Annotated in this window: 21 protein-coding genes; 14 read left to right on the plus strand and 7 right to left on the minus strand. The window is 66.5% G+C overall.

Features of this window, described 5'->3' with window-relative positions; translation table 11 throughout:
- Positions 1–9: 9 nt before the first annotated feature.
- From efeO to SFA35_RS14845, 4 genes are all read left to right on the plus strand, one after another.
- On the plus strand, positions 10–837 hold the full coding sequence (efeO, locus tag SFA35_RS14830) for an iron uptake system protein EfeO (RefSeq protein ID WP_320571296.1): 828 nt from the start codon (positions 10–12) through the stop codon (positions 835–837).
- 221 nt (positions 838–1,058) lie between these two features.
- Positions 1,059–2,126 carry a phosphotransferase family protein gene (locus SFA35_RS14835; protein ID WP_320571297.1) on the plus strand — a complete coding sequence of 356 codons (1,068 nt, stop codon included), beginning with the start codon at positions 1,059–1,061 and terminating at the stop codon, positions 2,124–2,126.
- Between the two features lie 23 nt (positions 2,127–2,149).
- Positions 2,150–2,917 (plus strand): SDR family oxidoreductase, encoded by a 768-nt coding sequence (locus SFA35_RS14840; protein ID WP_320571298.1) that lies wholly within the window; start codon positions 2,150–2,152, stop codon positions 2,915–2,917.
- 144 nt (positions 2,918–3,061) lie between these two features.
- On the plus strand, positions 3,062–3,841 hold the full coding sequence (locus SFA35_RS14845) for a TSUP family transporter (RefSeq protein ID WP_320571299.1): 780 nt from the start codon (positions 3,062–3,064) through the stop codon (positions 3,839–3,841).
- Here SFA35_RS14845 and nudC read toward each other — a convergent pair.
- The 3 genes from nudC to SFA35_RS14860 form a co-directional block, all read right to left on the minus strand.
- Positions 3,791–4,639, minus strand: coding sequence for an NAD(+) diphosphatase (gene nudC, locus SFA35_RS14850; protein WP_320571300.1), 849 nt, complete (start codon positions 4,637–4,639; stop codon positions 3,791–3,793). The genes SFA35_RS14845 and nudC overlap by 51 nt on opposite strands.
- A gap of 17 nt (positions 4,640–4,656) precedes the next feature.
- On the minus strand, positions 4,657–5,469 hold the full coding sequence (locus SFA35_RS14855; RefSeq protein WP_320571301.1) for a crotonase/enoyl-CoA hydratase family protein: 813 nt from the start codon (positions 5,467–5,469) through the stop codon (positions 4,657–4,659).
- Positions 5,470–5,575: 106 nt separating this feature from the next.
- Positions 5,576–6,508 (minus strand): LysR family transcriptional regulator, encoded by a 933-nt coding sequence (locus SFA35_RS14860; protein WP_320571302.1) that lies wholly within the window; start codon positions 6,506–6,508, stop codon positions 5,576–5,578.
- 106 nt (positions 6,509–6,614) lie between these two features.
- Here SFA35_RS14860 and araD1 point away from each other — a divergent pair, with 106 nt between their 5' ends.
- From araD1 to SFA35_RS14905, 9 genes are all read left to right on the plus strand, one after another.
- On the plus strand, positions 6,615–7,610 hold the full coding sequence (gene araD1 / locus SFA35_RS14865; RefSeq protein WP_320571303.1) for an AraD1 family protein: 996 nt from the start codon (positions 6,615–6,617) through the stop codon (positions 7,608–7,610).
- A 92-nt stretch (positions 7,611–7,702) separates the two neighbouring features.
- Complete coding sequence (locus tag SFA35_RS14870; protein WP_320579051.1) at positions 7,703–8,992, plus strand: MFS transporter; 1,290 nt, start codon at positions 7,703–7,705, stop codon at positions 8,990–8,992.
- Between the two features lie 36 nt (positions 8,993–9,028).
- The gene (locus tag SFA35_RS14875) at positions 9,029–10,585 is read left to right on the plus strand and encodes an altronate dehydratase family protein (protein WP_320579053.1); all 1,557 of its coding nucleotides are present in this window, start codon (positions 9,029–9,031) and stop codon (positions 10,583–10,585) included.
- Positions 10,586–10,850: 265 nt separating this feature from the next.
- The gene (locus SFA35_RS14880) at positions 10,851–12,284 is read left to right on the plus strand and encodes a DHA2 family efflux MFS transporter permease subunit (RefSeq protein WP_320571304.1); all 1,434 of its coding nucleotides are present in this window, start codon (positions 10,851–10,853) and stop codon (positions 12,282–12,284) included.
- A 251-nt stretch (positions 12,285–12,535) separates the two neighbouring features.
- Entirely contained in the window at positions 12,536–12,841 is a 306-nt protein-coding gene (locus SFA35_RS14885) for a DUF3649 domain-containing protein (protein WP_320571305.1), read from the plus strand.
- A complete protein-coding gene (locus SFA35_RS14890) occupies positions 12,838–14,367 on the plus strand; it encodes a PepSY-associated TM helix domain-containing protein (protein ID WP_320571306.1) in 1,530 nt (509 codons plus the stop codon). The genes SFA35_RS14885 and SFA35_RS14890 overlap by 4 nt, the downstream gene beginning before the upstream one ends.
- Positions 14,364–14,702 (plus strand): DUF3325 domain-containing protein, encoded by a 339-nt coding sequence (locus SFA35_RS14895; protein WP_320571307.1) that lies wholly within the window; start codon positions 14,364–14,366, stop codon positions 14,700–14,702. The genes SFA35_RS14890 and SFA35_RS14895 overlap by 4 nt, the downstream gene beginning before the upstream one ends.
- Before the next feature lie 214 nt (positions 14,703–14,916).
- Positions 14,917–15,549: a glycoside hydrolase family 19 protein gene (locus SFA35_RS14900; RefSeq protein ID WP_320571308.1), complete on the plus strand. Its 633-nt coding sequence runs from the start codon at positions 14,917–14,919 to the stop codon at positions 15,547–15,549.
- A gap of 107 nt (positions 15,550–15,656) precedes the next feature.
- A complete protein-coding gene (locus SFA35_RS14905) occupies positions 15,657–16,403 on the plus strand; it encodes a class II aldolase/adducin family protein (protein WP_320571309.1) in 747 nt (248 codons plus the stop codon).
- A 24-nt stretch (positions 16,404–16,427) separates the two neighbouring features.
- On the opposite strand, the gene SFA35_RS14910 is transcribed toward SFA35_RS14905, so the two are convergent.
- Positions 16,428–17,357 (minus strand): AEC family transporter, encoded by a 930-nt coding sequence (locus SFA35_RS14910; RefSeq protein WP_320571310.1) that lies wholly within the window; start codon positions 17,355–17,357, stop codon positions 16,428–16,430.
- Between the two features lie 175 nt (positions 17,358–17,532).
- On the opposite strand from SFA35_RS14910, the gene SFA35_RS14915 reads away from it, so the two are divergent.
- On the plus strand, positions 17,533–18,480 hold the full coding sequence (locus SFA35_RS14915; protein ID WP_320571311.1) for a 2-hydroxyacid dehydrogenase: 948 nt from the start codon (positions 17,533–17,535) through the stop codon (positions 18,478–18,480).
- Here the strand turns inward: SFA35_RS14915 and SFA35_RS14920 are convergent.
- The 3 genes from SFA35_RS14920 to SFA35_RS14930 all read right to left on the minus strand — a co-directional run bounded on the left by SFA35_RS14920 (position 18,471) and on the right by SFA35_RS14930 (position 20,517).
- On the minus strand, positions 18,471–19,190 hold the full coding sequence (locus tag SFA35_RS14920) for a FadR/GntR family transcriptional regulator (protein WP_320571312.1): 720 nt from the start codon (positions 19,188–19,190) through the stop codon (positions 18,471–18,473). The genes SFA35_RS14915 and SFA35_RS14920 overlap by 10 nt on opposite strands.
- Positions 19,191–19,256: 66 nt before the next feature.
- Positions 19,257–19,715 carry a RidA family protein gene (locus SFA35_RS14925; protein ID WP_320571313.1) on the minus strand — a complete coding sequence of 153 codons (459 nt, stop codon included), beginning with the start codon at positions 19,713–19,715 and terminating at the stop codon, positions 19,257–19,259.
- A 16-nt stretch (positions 19,716–19,731) separates the two neighbouring features.
- A complete protein-coding gene (locus tag SFA35_RS14930; RefSeq protein WP_320571314.1) occupies positions 19,732–20,517 on the minus strand; it encodes an SDR family NAD(P)-dependent oxidoreductase in 786 nt (261 codons plus the stop codon).
- Between the last annotated feature and the right edge of the window lies 1 nt (position 20,518).

Genomic DNA, 20,518 nt, shown 5'->3' on the forward strand with positions numbered 1-20,518 from the left:
GAACCGCTCATGAAAAAGACGCCTCTCGCTTTGCTGCTGTCCGCCACGCTGCTGGGTTCGCCACTGGCCGCCTTCGCCGCTGCCGCGCCTTCGCTGGACCTGGTGCAGCCGATCTCGGACTACAAGATCTATGTCACCGAAAAGGTTGACACCCTGGCCACCGAGACCCAGAAGTTCACCGACGCCATCAAGAAGGGCGACCTGGCCACCGCCAAGAAGCTGTACGCCCCGACTCGCGTGCACTACGAGTCGATCGAGCCGATCGCCGAACTGTTCAGCGACCTGGATGCGTCCATCGACTCCCGTGTCGACGATCACGAGAAAGGTGTCACCGCTGAAGACTTCACCGGCTTCCACCGCATCGAATACACCCTGTACTCGGAAAACACCACCAAGGGCCTCGACGCCCTGGCCGACGGCCTGCTCAAGGACGTCAAGGACCTGCAGACCCGCATTGCCGGCCTGACCTTCCCGCCTGAGAAAGTGGTCGGTGGCGCTGCCGCCCTGATGGAAGAAGTGGCCGCGACCAAGGTCTCCGGTGAAGAGGACCGTTACAGCCACACCGACCTGTACGACTTCCAGGGCAACGTCGACGGCGCCCAGAAAATCGTGCAGCTGTTCCGCCCGCAACTGGAAAAACAGGACAAGGCGTTCGTTGCCAAGGTCGACAAGAACTTCGCCACCGTGGACAAGATCCTGGCCAAGTACAAGACCAAGGACGGCGGCTACGAGACCTATGACAAGGTCAAGGACGCTGACCGCAAGGCCCTGATCGGCCCGGTCAACACCCTGGCTGAAGACCTGTCGACCCTGCGCGGCAAGCTGGGCCTGAACTGACAGATCACTCTGCCAGCCATACGGCCTCTCGGGGGCCTGGCGCCCTTCCACGCTGACTGCAAAGCGACGTGGGAGGGGGCCAGGCCCCCGAGCTTTTTGCGAGCCAGGCATCCGCCCCGGGCATACCCCACCAACACCCTCGCCTATAACGCCCCGCTGCCCCTTGTGACCCTCCGATCCGCGGTTTAGATTGATGCGCAGAACAAATACAAGGGCTCAGCATGCCACTCACCGACTCCTCCACGGGCATCCGTGCCGGCGAAGAACTCGACATCGACAGGGTCGACCCTTATCTCAAGCGGCACATCCCCGGCCTGACCGGCACCGCGCGGGTCAGCCAGTTTCCCGGTGGCGCTTCCAACCTCACCTACTTGCTGCAATACCCCGAACGCGAGCTGGTGCTGCGGCGCCCGCCATTCGGCCACAAGGCCCGCTCCGCCCACGACATGGGCCGCGAATTTCGCATCCTCAACCGGCTCAACAGCGGCTTCCCGTACTGCCCCAAGGCCTACGTGCATTGCACCGACGAAGCCGTGCTCGGCGCCGAGTTCTATGTGATGGAGCGCGTCGAGGGCATCATCCTGCGCGCCGAGTTGCCGCCCGAGCTGGGCCTGGACGCCGCGCAGACCCAGGTGCTGTGCAAAAGCTTCATCGACAAGCTGGTGGACCTGCACCAGGTCGATTACGTCGCCTGCGGCCTCGGCGACCTGGGCCGGCCCGAGGGTTATGTGCAGCGCCAGATCAGCGGCTGGAGCGAGCGCTACAGCAAGGCGCTGACCCCCGATGCACCGCAGTGGCAGGCCGTGCGCCAGTGGCTGGAAGACAAGATGCCCGCCGACAGCCAACGTTCGGCCATCGTCCATAACGACTACCGTTTCGACAATGTCATCCTCGACCCGCACAACCCGATGAACATCATCGGCGTGCTCGACTGGGAGCTGACCACCCTCGGCGACCCGCTGATGGACCTGGGCAACACCTTGGCCTATTGGGTCGAGGCCGGCGACCCGGCGCCCGTGCAACTGACCCGCCGCCAGCCCAGCCATGCCCCCGGCATGCTCACTCGCCGCCAATTCGCCGACTACTACGCCGAGCGCTCCGGGCTGGCGGTGGACAACTACGACTTCTACTACACCTACGGGCTGTTCCGCCTGGCCGGGATCGTCCAGCAGATCTACTACCGCTTCTTCCACGGCCAGACCCAGGACAAACGCTTCGCCCAGTTCATCCACATGAACCGGCTGCTGGAGCAGATGAGCCTGGCTGTGATCAGGCAATCCAGCCTCTGACCCCTTTTCCCAACGGAGCTTCCATGAGCAAGACCGCACTGTTCGACCTCGACGGCAAGATCGCCTTCGTCTCCGGCGCCAGCCGCGGCATCGGTGCCGCCATCGCCAGCCTGCTGGCACAGCAGGGGGCCCACGTGATCGTCTCCAGCCGCAAGCTCGAAGGCTGCCAGCAGGTGGCCGATGCCATCGTCGCCGCCGGTGGCAAGGCCACTGCAGTGGCCTGCCACATCGGCGAGATGGAGCAGATTCAGGCGGTATTCCAGGGCATCCGCGAGCAGTTCGGCCGGCTCGACATCCTGGTCAACAACGCCGCCACCAACCCGCAGTTCTGCAACGTGCTGGACACCGACCTGGGCGCCTTCCAGAAGACCGTGGACGTCAACATTCGCGGGTATTTCTTCATGTCGGTGGAGGCCGGCAAGCTGATGCGCGAGAACGGGGGTGGCAGCATCATCAACGTGGCCTCGATCAACGGCGTGTCACCCGGAGCCTTCCAGGGCATCTACTCGGTGACCAAGGCGGCGGTGATCAACATGACCAAGGTATTCGCCAAGGAATGCGCGGCCTTCGGCATCCGCTGCAACGCCCTGCTGCCAGGGCTCACCGACACCAAATTCGCCTCGGCGCTGGTCGGCAACGAGGCCATCCTCAAGAGCGCCCTGGCGCAGATCCCGCTCAAGCGCGTGGCCCAGCCGGACGAAATGGCCGGCGCCGTGCTGTACCTGGCCAGCGCCGCGTCGAGCTACACCACCGGGGTGGCGTTGAATGTGGATGGCGGGTTTCTGTCCTGACCTGGACCGCTTGTGCGCCCCGTAGACGGGGCTTGCCCGGGAACGCTCACACGCCTGTTCCCAGGCCGCCCCTCGCGCAAAGCCAAGCCGATTCTCACTAATTGCATGTACAATCCCCGCTTTTGGCCCCTGGCCCCTGCCCCTATGCCCTTCGAGCTCAGCACCGACCCCACCACCCTGGGCCTGCTCGCCCTGGTCGCCTTTATCGCCGGTTTCATCGACGCCATCGCCGGTGGCGGCGGGTTGCTGACCACCCCGGCGCTGCTCACCGCCGGCCTGCCGCCGCACCTGGTACTGGGCACCAACAAGCTCAGTTCGACCTTCGGTGCGGCCACCGCCAGCTTCACCTATTACCGGCGCCGGCTGTTCCACCCCAGGCAATGGCAGCACGCGATCTGGGGCACCCTGGTCGGCGCCTTCGCCGGCGCGGGGGTGGCTCACTACCTGCCCGCCGAGTGGTTGAACCGGATGCTGCCGCTGGTCGTCTTCGCCTGCGGCCTGTACCTGCTGTTCGGCGGCACGCCCAAGGCGCCGCTCGATAGCGAGCAGCCGATCCGCAAGAAATGGCAAGGCACCCAAGGTTTCAGCCTGGGCTTCTATGACGGCGTCGCCGGGCCTGGCACGGGGGCGTTCTGGACCGTCAGCAGCCTGCTGCTCTACCCCATTGACCTGGTCAAGGCCAGCGGCGTGGCGCGCAGCATGAACTTCGTCAGCAACGCCGCCGCGCTGTCGGTGTTCATCTGTTCCGGCCAGGTCGACTGGCTGATCGGCTTGAGCATGGGCCTGTCGGTGATGGTCGGGGCGTTCTTCGGTGCCCGCACCGCCATTGGCGGTGGGGCGAAGTTCATCCGCCCGGTGTTCATCACCGTGGTGCTAGGCCTGACCGTGCGTCTGGCCTGGCAGCACTGGTTCGGGCAGGCCTAGGCGGCGCGCCACGTACAGGTCGATCAGGTAGCGCGCGATCGAGCGCCCGGCCGGCAGCGGCGGCAGGTTGTGCACGCTGAACCACTGCGCGTCCTCGATCTCGTCGGGTTGCGGCACGATATCGCCGCCGGCGTATTCGGCGTGAAAGCCGAGCATCATCGAGTGGGGAAACGGCCAGCACTGGCTGGCGATGTACTGGATATTGCGCACCTCCAGGCTGACCTCCTCGCGCACCTCGCGAATCAGGCACTGCTCGGCCGACTCACCTGGCTCGGCGAAGCCGGCCAGGGTGCTGTAGACGCCGCTGACGAAGCGCGGCGAACGCGCCAGGAGAATCTCGTCGCCGCGGGTCAGCAGCACAATCATGCTCGGCGAAATGCGCGGGTAGGCGCGCAGGTCGCAGTGCTCGCAATACATCGCCCGCTCGCCCTTGACCTGCACCGCCGGGCGCCCGCAGCTACCACAGAAGCGGTGCTCGCGGGCCCAGGTGGCAATCTGCGCGGCATAGCCGAGCAGGCTGAAGACGTCGAAATCGCCCTGCAGCATGAACTGGCGCAGGCCTTGCCACTGACAGCCGTCGACCTCGACCGGCTCGTGCAGCTCGAGTACGTACACAGGTTCGCCATCGAAGTGACCGATGCCGTGCTCGGCCAGTACCGGCAGGTTCTGGCGCTGCGCCCACTCACGGGCGAACAGCACGCCCTGCTCGTCCTGCAGGAAGCCCTGGCGGCTGCGCACCACCGCCCAGCCACCGGGCTGGGCGGGGTCCAGTACTGCTGTGCTCCAGCGTGAAGACATGTCGAAATTCCTTCTGGTCAATCGTCGAAGCGGGCGGTCTGCTTGCTCATGCCGGCCGCCACCGCGACGCGCAAATCAGTGGATTGCAGCATGGCCGCGTTCCAGGTGGCAACATATTCCAGACCGTCGTCGACGCGGTGGTCGCGCATATAGCCGAGCATGCGCTTGGTGCCGGCCACGGCGATCGGCGATTTGCCGGCGATCTGCGCGGCGATGGCCATGACGCCTTCGAGCAGTTCGCCGTGGCTCGGCCAGACCCGGTTGACCAGGCCGATGGCCTGGGCTTCGGCGGCGTCGACGCTGCGCCCGGTATAGGCCAGCTCGCGCAGGATACCGTCGCCGATGATACGCGGCAGGCGCTGCAGGGTGCCGACGTCGGCAGCCATGCCCATGTCCACTTCCTTGATCGAGAACTGCGCGTCAGCCGCCGCATAGCGCATGTCGCAGGCGGCGATCAGATCGATGGCGCCGCCAATGCAATAGCCCTGGATCGCCGCCAGCACCGGCTTGCGGCAGTGGTCCACGGCGTTGAACGAGGCCTGCATCGAGAGGATCTTGCGCCGCAGCAGGCGCGCATTGCGGCCCACGTCCTGGCCCAGTTCGCTGGCCACCGAGGCCAGCAGCATCAGGTCGATGCCAGCGGAAAAATGCTGGCCGGCGCCGCTGAGTACCACCACGCGCACGGCATCGTCTTCGTCCAGGGCGTGGAAGATCTCGATGATCTCCGCCCAGAACGGCGCGTTCATGGCGTTGAGTTTTTCCGGACGGTTGATCTGCACGTGGGCGATGGCATCGCAGATGGTCAGGGTGAAGGCTTGGTACTGGGCCACTGTCGGCTCCTGGGTTGTTGTTATATGGGGCAATCGTTGTTATGTGGGGCAACGGTTGTTATCCGGTGGCAACTATAGCTCGCCTGGGTAGCGACCTGCCCGTCTGTCAAAACGGCAGACTCTCGCGACGCAACTCCTCAATGAGCAGGCTGGCCGGCGCGGTCAGGCCAACCCCGCGCCGCACCACGGCGCTGTAGGGCTCCGACCGCGAGCGCAGTTGCAGCGCCAGGCGGCTGAGCAGCCCATGGGCCAAGGCATAGCGCGCCACCTCGGCGGGCATCAGGGCGACCAGTTGCCGGTCCTGTTCGAGCAGCATCAAGGTGGCGAAGGTCGAGGAAGTCTCGATCGGGTAGCGCGGAAACTCCAGCCCGGCCTCGCGAAACTCACGCTCCAGGGTCAGGCGCATCGGCATGTTGGTCGGGTAGACCACCCAGGAACAATCGGCCAGGTCCGCCAGGCCGAGGCTGGCCGCCTCGGCCAGGGGATGCTGCGGATGGGCCATGACCACCAGCTCCTCATGGTGCAGGCTCAGGCAATCGTAGTCGTCGGGGCGCCGGCTGACACTGCTGCGGCAGATGGCCAGGTCCAGCCGACCCTGATCCACCAGCGGCAGCAGCCGCGCGCTGGTGTCCTCGATGATCTCGATCGACAACTGTGGCTGGATCTCGCGCAAACGGCCCACGGCGCGCAGCAGCAGCGGCACGCCGCCCATGATCGAGCCAATCGACAAACGCCCGCCCTCGCCTTGCAGGATGCCGAGCATCTCTTCGCGCAGGTGCGCCAGGTCAGTGTGGATCAAGCGCGCGTAGCGGATCACGCAGCGCCCCAGGTCATTGGGCTGCAGGCCCTTGTGGTTGCGCTCGAACAGGCTCACGCCCAGGGTCGACTCGATTTCGTTGAGCGCCTTGGTCGCGCCGGGCTGGGAGATCGACACATGCTCGGCGGCCTTGTGCAGCGAGCCGTGTTCGTCCAGGGCGATGAGCAGCCGCAACTGGCGCAGGCGCAAGCGGGAGGACAGCGAAGCGAGCGATGGGATCATAGGGGATGACCAATAGTTATCACTGCATCAGAAGCTGTCATTAGGCAGGCCCGGGCAGGGTTCGTAAAGTGGCAGCCATCCAAAAATAATCGAGAGAGCCTGCAGCATGCGCCTGATCCAGTTCGAAACCTCCAGCGGCGAGCGCCAGGTCGGCGTCGTCGAAGGCAACAGCGTGCAACGGGTACGCGGCGTCACCAGCACTCGCGAGCTGGCCCTCTCGGCGTTGCGCAATGCGCGCGGGCTGGCCGAGCAGGTCATCGCCCTGGGCACCGATGCAGGGCCTGGCTACCCTGAACTGCTCGCCAGCGGCCGGGTGTTGCCGCCCCTCGACCACCCGGACCCGGCGCACTGCCTGGTGAGCGGCACCGGCCTGACCCACCTGGGCAGCGCCGCGACCCGCGACAAAATGCACCAGCACAAGGCCGACGACGCCAACGCCCTGACCGACACGGCGAAGATGTTCCAGTGGGGCATCGACGGCGGCAAGCCGGCCCCCGGCCAGGTCGGTGCGCAGCCGGAATGGTTCTACAAGGGTGACGGCGGCATCGTCGTGCGCCCGGGCGCGGCCTTTGCGCTTCCGGATTTCGCCGAGGACGCCGGCGAGGAGCCGGAGCTGGCCGGCCTCTATGTCATCGACGACCACGGCCAGCCGTGCCGCATCGGTTTTGCCCTGGGCAACGAGTTTTCCGACCACGTCATGGAGCGGCGCAGCTACCTGTACCTGGCCCACTCCAAGCTGCGTGCCTGTTCCTACGGCCCGGAGTTGCGGGTCGGCCAATTGCCTGGCGACCTGCAGGGTGTCAGTCGCATCCGTCGTGGCGACCAGGTGCTGTGGGAAAAAGCCTTCGCCTCGGGTGAGGAGAACATGTGCCACAGCCTGGCCAACCTCGAATACCACCACTTCAAGTACGCCCAGTTCCTGCGCCCGGGTGACGTGCACGTGCATTTCTTCGGCACCGCGACGCTGTCCTTCGCCGACGGCATCAAGGCGCAGCCCGGCGACCGCTTTGAAATCAGCCTGGCCGAGTTCGGCGCGCCGCTGATCAACGGCCTCGAGCAGCGACCCACCCAGGTCGCGATCGGCACCGTGAAAAGCCTGTAGGGAACACACCGGGCGAGCGCGCGCACCCGCCCGGGCCGTCATGCCATAACAACCATAATAAAGAGACGCTCATGAAAGCACCCCACGTCGAGATGACCCACTCGCACGCCTTGCCGGTCGCAGGTGCCGTGCGGGCCACCCAGGTACGCTGGCGTATCTTCCTGTTGCTGCTGTTGCTCGCCGCGATCAACTACATAGACCGCGCGTCGCTGTCGGTGGCGATGCCGATGATTTCCGCCGAGTTCCAGATGACCCCGGCGCTGGAGGGCCTGATGCTCAGCGCCTTCTTCTGGTCCTACGCCTTGATGCAGATTCCCGCCGGCTTGCTGCTGGACCGCTACAACGCGCGCAACATCGTCGGCGTGGCGGCCGTGGCCTGGGGCGGTTTCCAGGCGCTCGGGGCGGTGGCCACCGGCTGGGCCGGGCTGCTGGTGACCCGCATCGGCCTGGGCGTGGCGGAATCGCCGATCATGCCCTCCGGCGCCAAGCTCAACGGCAACTGGCTGACCGCCAACGAGCGCGGCCGCGGTGCCACCCTGGTCGACGGCGGCGCGCCGCTGGGCACCGCCCTGGGCGCGATCATCACCACCGCGCTGATCGCCTGGTTCGGCTCCTGGCGCATGGCCTTCGTCATCGCCGGGGTCGGCACCATGATCGTCGGCGCGCTGGCCTGGTGGTACATCCGCAACCACCCGGCCGAGCACCCCAAGGTCAATCAGGCCGAACTGGACCACATCAAGGCCGGCAACGTCATTGCCCAGGCCGCCGGCGGGCCACGGCCCAGGATGCGCGAGCTGATTGCCAGCCGCTCGGTGCTGGCGATGTTCGCCGGCTACGCCTGCTACAACGCGGTGTTCTACGGCCTGATGACCTGGATGCCGAGCTACCTGCACCAGGCCCATGGCTTCGATCTGAAAAGCATGGGCGGGGCGACCTTCCTGATCTTCATGTGCGGCTTCGTCGGCGAACTGGTCGGCGGCGCCATCGCCGACAGATGGAAGGCCGCTGGCGGCGCGCCGAACAAGGTGATGCGCAGCATGTTCAGCGGCTCGGCGCTGATGGCCGCGCTGTGCATCCTGGCCACCGCCTACGCAACCGACGCCACCCTGGTGGTCTGCCTGCTCTGCGTGGCGCTGTTCTTCATTCGCTGGTGCGGCATGTACTGGTGCCTGCCCGCCATTCTTGGCGGCAAGGAGCGCTCGGGGGTGCTGGGTGGTGCGATGAATTTCTGGGGCAACATGTCCGGAGTGCTGGTGCCGATCCTCATCGGCCTGATCGTGCAGTTCACCGGCTCGTACTTCCTGGCGCTGATCTTCTTCGTGGCCATGGCGGTGGGGCTGATGCTGTTTTCCAGTCTTATCGACTATAGAGAAAGAACCTGAGAGCCGAGAAAGCACATAAGAGAGAGAGACTGCGTGATGGAATTGATTATGAAAACCGGCGCCCAGGCGAACATCGCCGCCGCCGTGATCCGCCTGAACGTCCTCGATGACGTGTTGATCGCGCGCCAGCCACTGACCGCAGGGCTGTTCATCGAGGCCGAGAACCTCAGCGTGCGCCAGCCGATCCCGGCCGGGCACAAGGTTGCCACCCGCGCCATCGCCCAGGGCCAGCCGTTGCGCCGCTACGGGCAGATCATCGGCTTCGCCTCGCAGCCGATTGCCGCCGGCGAGCACGTGCATGTGCACAATGTCGAGATGGGCGACTTTTCCCGCGACTACGCCTTCGGCGTCGACGTCCGTGACTGGCCGCAGACGGAGGCAAGCTTCCAGGGCATCGTGCGCGCAGACGGCCGCGTGGCCACGCGCAACTACATCGGCATCCTCACTTCGGTGAATTGCTCGGCTACGGTCGCGAGGGCGATCGCCGACTATTTTCGCCGCGACATCCACCCCGAGGCCCTGGCGCCCTACCCCAACGTCGACGGTGTGGTGGCGCTGACCCACGGCGTCGGCTGCGCCGTCGACCCGGGCGGCGAAGCCCTGGCCATGCTCCGGCGCACCCTTGGCGGCTATGCCATCCACGCCAATTTCCACTCGGTGCTGATGATCGGCCTGGGCTGCGAAACCAACCAGATCGATGACCTGCTCAAGGCGCAGAACCTGGCCAGCAGCGACCAGCTGCGCACCTTCACCATCCAGGGCACCGGCGGCACCTCGAAGACCATCGCCAGCGGCATAGCCCAGGTCAAGTCGCTGCTGGCCAAGGCCAATGCCGTTGAGCGCGAGACGGTCAGCGCCCGGCACCTGGTCGTCGGCCTGCAATGCGGCGGCTCGGACGGCTACTCCGGCATCACTGCCAACCCGGCGCTGGGCAATGCGGTGGACCGCCTGGTGTCCGCTGGGGGCACCGCAATTCTTTCCGAGACCCCGGAAATCTATGGCGCCGAACACCTGCTGACCCGCCGCGCCGTCAGTCGCGCGGTGGGCGAGAAGCTGATCGCGCGCATCCACTGGTGGGAGGACTATTGCCGCCGGATGAACGCCGAGCTGAACAACAACCCCTCGGCCGGCAACAAGGCCGGCGGCCTGACCACCATTCTCGAGAAAAGCCTGGGCGCGGTCGCCAAGGCCGGCTCCACCAATCTGGTGGACGTTTACGAGTACGCCGAGCGTGTGCAGGCCCACGGCCTGGTGTTCATGGACACCCCCGGCTACGACCCCATCTCCGCCACCGGCCAGGTCGCCGGCGGCGCCAACCTGATCGCCTTCACCACCGGACGCGGCTCGGCCTATGGCTGCGCCCCTTCGCCGGCGATCAAGCTGGCGACCAACCAGCGCCTGTTCGAGCATCAGGAAGAGGACATGGACGTCAATTGCGGCGGCATCGCCGACGGCTCCACCAGCATCGAAGAACGCGGCGCCTACATCTTCGCCATGATGCTGCGCATCGCTTCGGGGGAGCGCAGCAAGAGCGAGCAGCATGGCTACGGGCAGAACGAGTTTGTGCCGTGGCAGATCGGCGCGATCACCTGAGCTGATCAAAAACCGACCACCCTGGGCAATCCCACGCCCGCCGTGGCCTGCAGCCGCCTGTGCGCAGGTTATCCACAGCCGGATGCACAGTTGTTGTGGGCAATTAGTCCTGGCGAAAAAGTGTGTCGAGACAGCAGGTTATGCGCGGCTGCAGGATCCGCCCAGGCAGCCTGCGCCCCTCGATGGCCTGACTCTCGGCACCCTTCACCCACCGCCGCGGCAAAACCGCATAGAATGCCGCCACGCAGTCAACGGATCAGGTGGAATGGGATTATTTGCAGACTTGCCCGGCGATGAAGGCTTGCCAGGCCCCGAACGACGTCTTGCGATGATCGCGGTGATGACTGCCACGGCCATGGCGGTCCTCGATGGCACCATCGTCAACGTGGCCCTGCCCTCGATCGCCCGCGCCTTGCAGCAAACGGCGGCAGCGACCATCTGGGTCGCCAATGGCTATCTGCTGGCTGCGGCGATGACGCTGGTAGCGTTCGCCGCCCTGGCCTCGCGCGTCGGTTTCCGGGCGTTGTACGCCGGCGGCCTGGCAGTGTTCACCCTGGCCTCGCTGGGCTGTGCGCTGTCCAGTTCGCTGGCCATGCTGACCGCTATGCGCGTGCTGCAAGGCATTGGCGCTGCGGCCATGCTGAGCATTGGCCCGGCGGTCTATCGTGTGGTGTTTCCGACCCGTCTGCTGGGCCGCATCCTCGGCCTGAACGCCTTGCTGGTGGCCGTCGCCACAGCCGTTGGCCCGACGTTGGGGGGCACGCTGCTGTCGGCGCTGAGCTGGGAATGGCTGTTCGCGATCAACGTACCGCTGGGTCTGCTGTCGCTGGTGCTGGCGCTCAAGGCCATCCCGCACCAGCGCGCGGCCAGCGGCGGCCCGTTCGACTTTGCCGGCGCCCTGCTGTCGGCGCTGGCCATGGGCGCGTTCATCCTGGCCACCGACGCTTGCGCGCACCTGTCGACAGCGGCCGGTCGGCTGAGCACCGCCTGCTACGGGCTGCTCGCCGTGGCGGCGGCGCTGGCGTTCATCTGGCGACAACGACGCGCCCGGCAGCCGCTGCTGCCACTGGAGCTGTTCGCGTCCTCACGATTTTCCCTCGCTGCGCTGACCTCGCTGGCGTCCTTCGTGGGCCAGGGCATCGCCATCATCTGCCTGCCGTTCCTGTTTCAGAATGCCTATGGCTACAGCGTGTTCGCCGCTGCGTTGCTGTTTACCGCGTGGCCGATCGGCATTGTGCTGGCGGCACCGCAAGCCGGCAAACTGGCCGACCGCTATCCCCCCGCCGTACTGTCGACCGCCGGGCTCGCGGTGCTGACCTTGGGCCTGGTGCTGTTGGCGCTGTTGCCGGACCACCCCCAGGCCTGGGACATCTGCTGGCGCGAATTCGTTTGCGGGGTCGGGTTCGGCCTGTTCCAGAGCCCCAACAACCGTGAAATGCTCGCCCACGTGTCACGCGAGCTGAGCGGCAATGCCTCCGGTGTGCTAGCGGTGGTACGCACTTTCGGCCAATGCTTCGGCGCGGCGCTGGTGGGTATCACATTGTCGCTCTATGCCAGTGGCGAGGCGGCGCTGAGCGCCGCCGAGGACGCCCAGGCCATGCGCCTGACGCTCTGGGTGGCGGCGGCCGCCAGCGGCCTGGCGATAGCCCTGAGCCTCAGCCGTATCCGCGCCGGCGCGTCGCGCACCCGTTCAGCTTGAGCCGGGTGGAATGCCGTTCTTGTTGAAGTCTTTCAGGCGTTCACGCTCCTGCTCGGTGGAGTGTGCCGGCGTCTGCTCCTGACTGGGTGGGGTTTTTTTGTCTTCGGTCATGGTCAAGCTCCTCGATGGCTATGATCGTTGGAGCTCGGCGGACCTCGCACGTTCCCGCTGGCGATTGTCAGCTCTTGCACAATCTGCAAGAATTGAGAACTATTTGCATTGGTACCGCTGCGTCGGATTCTGAAGGCCCCATGGCACAACCCGCAAAAACTCCCCCGTCGCCGCGCTACCGCCTGGCCGTTGCCTCGCGCGTGCTGGCCGCTGCCCTGGGCGGCTACACCCTGACCTCGCTGCTGGTGGCCTGCGTGGCCAAGGCGCTGCAGCTGCCCCGGGTCGAATCGATGCTCAGTGCCACCCTGCCAGCGTTCCTGATCCTCACCGCCGCCGTGCTCTGGGTGTTCGCCGCACGCAGCGCCTGGCGCGCCTGGCTGGGGCTGCTCGGGCCGTGCCTGGTGCTGGCCACGGCCTACGCCTGGCTGTGCGGGACAGCCCGATGAAAGAAGGTTTCCGCCAGGCCATGGCCTGGCTGCACACCTGGGCCGGGCTGGTGGTGGGCTGGTTGCTGCTGGCAATCTTCATTACCGGCACCGCCACCTATTACCGTCAGGAAATCACCACCTGGATGCACCCCGAGATCCACACGGCGAGCGCCATCAGCCAGACCCAGGCTCTGGACGGCGCCCTGCATTGGCTGCAGGAGCATGCCCCGCAGGCCCAGGCCTGGCAGATCAGCCTGCCCAGTGCGCGCCTACCGGTGACCCAGGTGTACTGGGACAGCAGCGAGCCGCCGGCCTACCATAACGGCCTGCTCGACCCGGCCAGCGGCCAGGCCCTCGACGCGCGGCAAAGCCAGGGCGGCGAGTTCTTCTATCTGTTTCACTATCAGCTCAACCTGCCGCCGCTGATCGGCCGCTGGATCGTTGGCGTCGCGGCGATGATCATGTTCATCGCACAGGTCACCGGCATCATCATCCACAAACGCATCTTCAAGGATTTCTTCACCCTGCGCTTCGGCAAGGGCCAGCGCTCCTGGCTGGACGCGCACAACAGCCTCAGTGTGCTGGCCCTGCCTTTTCATCTGCTGATCACCTACACCGGGCTGGTGACCCTGATGTACCTGTACATCCCCTGGGGGGCGAACGCGGTCTACGGCGACGACACCGCCGCCTTGTACAGCGACGTGATCGATTACCATGCGCCGCCGCCACGGGCCGACAGCCCAGCCCCGTTGAGCGCTGCCGCCAGCATCGTGGAGCAGGCTCGCCGGCAGTGGGGCGAAGGCCATGTCGACAACCTGATCATCACCTCTCCCGGCGCCGCCAACAGCCGGATCGAGGTGGTACGCGACACCCTCGACCAGATATCCTTTCGCGCCGAACGCCTGCAACTGGACGGCCGCGACGCCAGCCTGCTTGGGGTGTCCCCGCCCCCCGGGCCAGCCAAGAGGGTGTACGGCGTGCTCTATGGCTTGCACATGGCGCATTTTGCCGACCCGCTGCTGCGCGCGCTGCTGTTCATCTGCGGCCTGAGCGGCGCCGCCATGGTCGCCACCGGCGTTCAGCTGTGGGTGATCAAGCGCCGCAGCAACGGTGCAGGCTGGCTGCACCGGCGCATCGAGGGGCTGAACGTGGCGGCCATCTGCGGTTTGCCCCTGGCCATCGCCGGCTACTTCTGGGCCAATCGCTTGCTGCCTGGCGCCCTCGCCGGCCGCGAAGCCGGCGAGGTGCAGGCGTTTTTCGGCGTCTGGCTGCTGGCATTGCTGCATGCGCAGTGGCGCCTGCCCCAACGGGTCTGGCAGGAGCAGGCCGGGGCCTGCGCCCTGGCCTTCGCCGGCCTGCCGCTGCTCGATGGCCTGACCCGACCGCAAGCGAGCGCCAGCACCCTGCTTAATGGATTCAACCTGGCCATGCTGGCGGTCGGGGCGGTGTTCGCGCTGGGGCTGTGGTATCTGCACAGGCGCGCCCAAAAACCTGTGGCGGCGCCGCTGCGCCGCCGCGCAGCAACCCCGGGGAACACGCAATGACCGCGCTGCCAGGCTGGATCGGGCTGCTCTACCCGGCGCTGGTCGCGCTGTGCCTGTCCATGGACCGCCACTGGCGCCAGGTCTTCCCCGGGCGCAAGGCACCACGTCACGCCACGCTGCTGCGTGGGCCGGGATTTGCCGGCCTGCTCGCCTCCCTGGTGTTATGCCTGAGCCACGCCAACGGCGCCCGTGCCTGGGTCGACTGGTGCTGTACCTTCGCCGTACTCGCCGGCACGCTGAGCCTGACCCTGGCGCTGGCGCCCCGCTGGGTGCCGGCCAGCGCGGCAGCGGGCCTGGCGTTGGGCCTTGCCAGCGGTCTGCTGACTCTGGCCTGAAGCAGAGGCCCGGCGCAGCGCGGCTCGCGCGGTGCGCGTCAAGCCGGCCTGGCGGCCTGCCGGGCTCTGCATCCCCTCCAACCCATGGCTGCCGGCGGCAAATACCTTGCGCCAGGATGAAATGCGCCAACATAGTTCCAGCCCAACGCACCGTGGTCGACTGGGCGGGCTCCTTATACTCTGTGCTCAGCCTTGACGCACCGAGGACGGCACCATGGTCGGTACAGCGGTCAGCACAACGGTCAGTGCAGCGCAGCTACAGCTGATCTTCCCCCACGCCGGCAGCGCCGCCGGGCGCTTTGTCGAGCCGTTGAACAGCGCCATGGCGCAATACGCGATCAACAACCACTTGCGCATCGCCGCCTTTCTCGCCCAGGTCGGGCATGAATCGGCGCAGTTGACCTGCGTGCAGGAAAACCTCAACTACAGCGCCGCCGGCCTGCAGACCACCTGGCCGACCCGCTTCGACAAGGCGCTGGCGCAGCAGCTGGCCCGCCAGCCGGAGAAGATCGCCAACCTGGTGTACGCCGCGCGCATGGGCAACGGCCCGCCGGAGTCCGGCGACGGCTGGAAATACCGCGGCCGCGGGCTGATCCAGATCACCGGCAGAAACAACTACAAGGCCACCGGCATCGGCCTGGGCCTGGACCTGCTGCTGGAACCGCAACTGCTGGAGTTTCCCGAGGGGGCGGCGTTGTCGGCGGGGCTGTTCTGGCAGCAGCATGGGCTCAACGAGCTGGCCGATGAGCGGCACTTCGACGCCATCACGCGGCGGATCAACGGCGGCCTCAACGGCCAGGCCGAGCGCCTGGCGTTCTACTCGCGGGCGCTGCAAGTCCTCGCCTGAGCGTTTGCAGGGGCAGCGCAGCCACGGCGCCATGGCGCTTGCCAGACCCGCGCGCGGCTCCGCACAATGGCCGCCAACCTACCTGCATCCGCCCTGCGAGCCCGCCGATGAACCTTCACGACATTCCCGCCGCCGAATGGCAGGCGCGCTGCGACCTTGCGGCGCTGTATCGCCTGCTGGCGCACTTTCGCATGACCGACCTGATCGACACGCACATTTCCCTGCGCCTGGACGACGGCAGCTTTTTGATCAACCGCTACGGCGTGCTGTTCGAACACATGAAGGCCACCGACCTGGTGCGCATCGACGGCGAAGGACAGGTCGTCGACCGGTTTTTCCCGCAGCATCGGGTCAACCGCGCCGGCTTCGTGATCCACTCGGCCATCCACGCCGCCCGCGCCGACCTGCACTGCGTGATTCACACCCACACCGCCGCCGGCATCGCTGTGGCGGCGCAGGCCAAGGGCCTGTTGCCGATCAGCCAGCACGCGCTGAAGTTCTACAACCGCCTGGGCTATCACCGTTACCAGGGCATTGCCCTGGACACCGCCGAACGCGATCAGCTGGTCCGCGATCTCGGGCCGCACAGTGCGATGATCCTCTGCAACCATGGCTTGCTGGCGGCCGGCGGCAGCGTGGCCGAGGCCTTCCAGACCATTTTCATTCTGGAGCGCGCCTGCCAGGCGCAGGTTCAGGCCTTGGCCGGCGGCAGCGAGCTGCTGATACCGGACCCGGCTGTCTGCGAGTTCACCGCCCGGCAATTCGAGGACGACGATGGCGATGGCTTGATCCAGTTGGGTTGGGATGCGGCGTTGACGTTGATTGCCGGGCAGCGGGACGCGTATTGCGCGTGAACGCAGCGCCACAGGCCCGGATGCTCAGACCCCCAGCCAATAGAGACAGACGCCCAGCGTCACCAGCGAGCACAGCGTCGACAGCAGAATGCTGCGCGACACCACGCCCGCTTCGCGCTGGTAGTACTCGGCCAGCATGAATGGCCCGGTGCCGGTCGGCAGCGCGCTGAGCAGCAGCGCCGCCTGTGCCCAGAGGGTCGGCAGGTGCAGCACCTTGAACGCCAGCCAGCCCGTGAGCAGCGGCTGGCCGACCAGCTTGATCACCACCAGCGGCCAGGCCCCGGTCTTGCGGCCCTGTTGTTCCTGGGCCAGGAACAGCCCCAGCGAGATCAGCGCGCAGGGCGTGGTCGCCGCCGCCAGCATGTCGAGAAAATGCAGCACCGGCGTGGCCAGCCCCAGCCCGGTCATGGCCCACAGCGCGCCGAGGATCGGTGACACCACCAACGGATTCTTCGCCAACGCGCGCAGCACGGTCAGCACCGCACGCAGCGGATCCTTCTCCACTTGCAGGCCGATCTCGATGCACACCACCGCCACCGCGAACAGCACGCAGACCACGATCAACGACGAGATCAGCGCCGGCTCCAGCCCGGCCTGGCCGAACACCAGCAGGCACAGCGGAATGCCGATGTAGCCGGTGTTGGCGTAGGCAGCGCTGAGGCCGTCGAGGCTGGCCTCGACCAGGGTCTGGCGCTGCATCAGGCGCCAGGCCAGGGTGGCGAAGAACACCAGCAGGCAACCGGCGCCGAAGGCCAGCACGAAGCCCGGCTGCCAGATCTGCCCCCAGGTGGCCGTGGCGGTGACCTTGAACAGCAAGGCCGGCAGGCACAGCCAGACCACCATGCGGTTGATTTCCGAGGCGGCCTTTTCGCCCAGTCGGTGGGTCTTGCGGCAGAGATAGCCCACCAGAATCAGGGCAAAAATGGGCAGGACCACTGCCAGCACGGTATGCATGAAGCCGCTCGCTCGTTCGGACAAAAGCGTCTAGCTTAGGGTTGTGCGCGACAGGCTGTCCACGATGCCAGCATGAAAGATGGCGCCTGGGCTGGGAATGAGAGAGTGACCGGTCTATGATCGGCCCAGATGTTGTACGACAACCGACGATAACAGACAAGAAAAGGAGTTGATGATGTCCGACAGCCGCGTAGACGTATTGGTATGGGGGCCCATGCACGCCTCGCTGACGCAGAATCTGGCCCGCGACTTCAACGTGCACAACCTCTGGGAGCTCGACGCGCTGGACAGCTGGCTGGACGAACATGGCGCCAAGGTCCGCGGCGTCGTCACCAGCGGTGTGTACGGTACGCGCATCGATGTGCTCGAGCGCCTGCCCAACCTGCAAGTGGTCAGCAGCTTTGGGGTCGGCTACGACGCCCTCGACATCGACTACCTGGCCGAGCGCAAGATCCCGGTCAGCAACACCCCGGACGTGCTCAACAACGCCGTGGCGGAAACTGCGTTGGCGCTGATGCTCAGCGTTTCGCGCAAGATCCCCCAGGCTGACCGTTTCGTGCGCGACGGCGCCTGGCTCAAGGGCAAGTTCCCCTTGGGCAACGACCTGGCCGGCAAGACCTGCGGCATCGTCGGTCTGGGCAAGATCGGCAAGACCATCGCCACTCGCGCCGCCGCCTTCGACATGAAAATCGCCTACTACCGCCGCGGCGAAGCCTACGCCGATGTCGCCTACCGCCATTACGGCGACCTGCGGGCGCTGGCCCGCGACGCCGATCACCTGGTGATCATCGTACCCGGCGGCGCCGACACCGAGCACCTGATCGACCGCGACGTACTCAAGGCGCTCGGGCCCAAGGGCCTCTTGATCAACGTGGCGCGGGGCTCGGTGGTCGACGAGCAAGCGTTGATCGCCGCGCTGCAGGCCGGCGAGATCGCTGGCGCCGGGCTCGACGTGTTCGAAGACGAACCCCGGGTTCCAGCCGAACTGATCGCCATGGACAACGTGGTGCTGACTCCGCACCTGGGCAGCGGCACCTACGAGACGCGCCAGGCCATGGCCGACCTGGTGTTCGCCAACCTGGCCGGATTCTTCAAGGACGGCACGCTGGTCACTCAGGTCTGAGTTTCGCCGGCGAAACGCTCCAGGCTGTTGCACAGGTGCAGCAGCATGGCGGCTCGGGCGGCATCGGCATCCTGGCGCCGCAGGGCCGCGTAGATCGCCTCATGTTCGGCAATCGCCGCCTGGGCCAGCCGGGTCAGGTCAGTGGTGCCCTGCTCGTCCGGATGGATGCGGGTGCGCGGGATCATCGAGCTGCCCAAGTGGTAGATCACTTCGGTGAAGCAGGCGTTGCCGGTGGCCTCGGCGATCAGCCGATGAAAGCGAATGTCGGCAGCCACCGTCGCCTCCGGCTGGCCCTGGGCGCGTTGGTAATCATCCAGCGCCTGGCGCATGGCGGCCAACTGCGCCTCACTGCGCCGCCGCGCGGCCAGCGCCGCCGCCTGGGTCTCCAGGCCCATGCGCAGCTCCAGCACGCCGCGAATGCTCAGGGCCGTATCGCTCTTGAGCCGAAACCCTTCGCGCTGGTGCTGCTCCAGGACGAAGGTACCGATGCCATGGCGCGTCTCCACCAGGCCAGCCGCCTGCAGCTTGGAGATCGCCTCGCGGACCACCGTACGACTGACCCCATGCTCGCGCACGATCATGGATTCGGAGGGCATTTTCTCGCCGGGCAAAATGCTGCCGGCGAGGATCCGCCGGGTCAGCTCGGCCACCAGGTCGTTGGCCAGGCCTGGGGCGCGTTTGCGCAACGGCGAGCGGGAGGTGTCGGGCATGATCGGTCCGCAGGGTGAAGGTGGCGCCATGTTACCACTGCGCTCGCCCGCACCCGCGTCTGGCGATCAGTCGAGAATGCGAAAGATCGCTTCGATTTCCACGGTCATGTTGCCTGGCAGCGATCCCATGCCCACCGCCGAGCGCGCGTGACGGCCGCGCTCGCCGAGCACCTCGACGAACAGGTCGGAACAGCCATTGATGACCTGCGGGTGCTGGCCGAACTCGGCGGCGGCGTTGACCATGCCGAGGATCTTCACCGCTTCCAGGCGGTCGAGGTCGCCGCCCAGCGACTGCGCCGCTGCCAGCAGCGACAAGCCGGCCAGGCGCGCGTGCTGGTAGGCGTCGCCAATGGCGACCTCGCTGCCAACCTTGCCCTGATGGTAACCACCACTGTCGTTGCGCGGGCCCTGCCCGGAGAGATACAGCAGGTCGCCGACGCGCTTGCCGACCAGGTAGTTGGCCACAGGAGCGGGGACATCGGGCAAGCTCAGGCCTAGTGCGGCCAGACGTTCGAGTGCGTTCAACAGTATTCTCCTAGGGTTACTGCCAGGCGGCAGGGTCGGCAAAATCCTTGCTCTCCGGCAGGATCTGCCCACCATCGACGACGAGGGTGGTGCCGGTAATATAGGACGCTTCGTCGCAGGCGAGAAACAGTGCAGCGTTGGCCACGTCTTCGGGCAGGCCGAGGCGCCCCAGCGGGATGGACTTTTCCATGTTGTCGATGAAAGCCGGACTGCGCCCGGCGCTCAGGCCTTCGGTGAGGATGTTGCCCGGTTCGATGCCGTTGACGGTGATGCCGAAGCGGGCGAATTCCAGTGCCGCCGAGCGAATCAGGCCGTTGATCCCGGCCTTGCTCGAGGCATAGGCCGCCACGCCCGGGTTGGCCACCCGGGGCCCGGTGATCGACGACGTGAAGACCATGCGCCCACCGCCCTGCTCGCGCATGGCCGGCAGGCACGCACGGGCCGCCAGGAAGGTGCCGGTCAGATTGACCGCCAGCACGTGCTGCCACTGCGCCAGGGTCATGTCCTCGAGCAGGTACGAGGGGTAGATCCCGGCGTTCTGCACCAGCACGTCGATACGCCCGAAACGGCTTTTGGCCAGGGCCGCCAGCGCCTGCATGTCGGCCTCCACAGCCACGTCCGATTGCAGGAACACGGCGCGCTCGGCGCCCAGCTCCGTCACCAGCCTCGCGCCACTCTCGCCGTCCACGTCGCTGAGCACCAGCAGTGCCCCCTGCTCGGCGAAGCGTCGGGCAATGGCTGCGCCAATGCCCTTGGCCGCGCCGATGATGACCGCCACTCGATTGTTCAGACGCCCGTTCATT

Source organism: Pseudomonas sp. HR96, from assembly GCF_034059295.1.
Taxonomy (GTDB): Bacteria; Pseudomonadota; Gammaproteobacteria; order Pseudomonadales; family Pseudomonadaceae; genus Aquipseudomonas.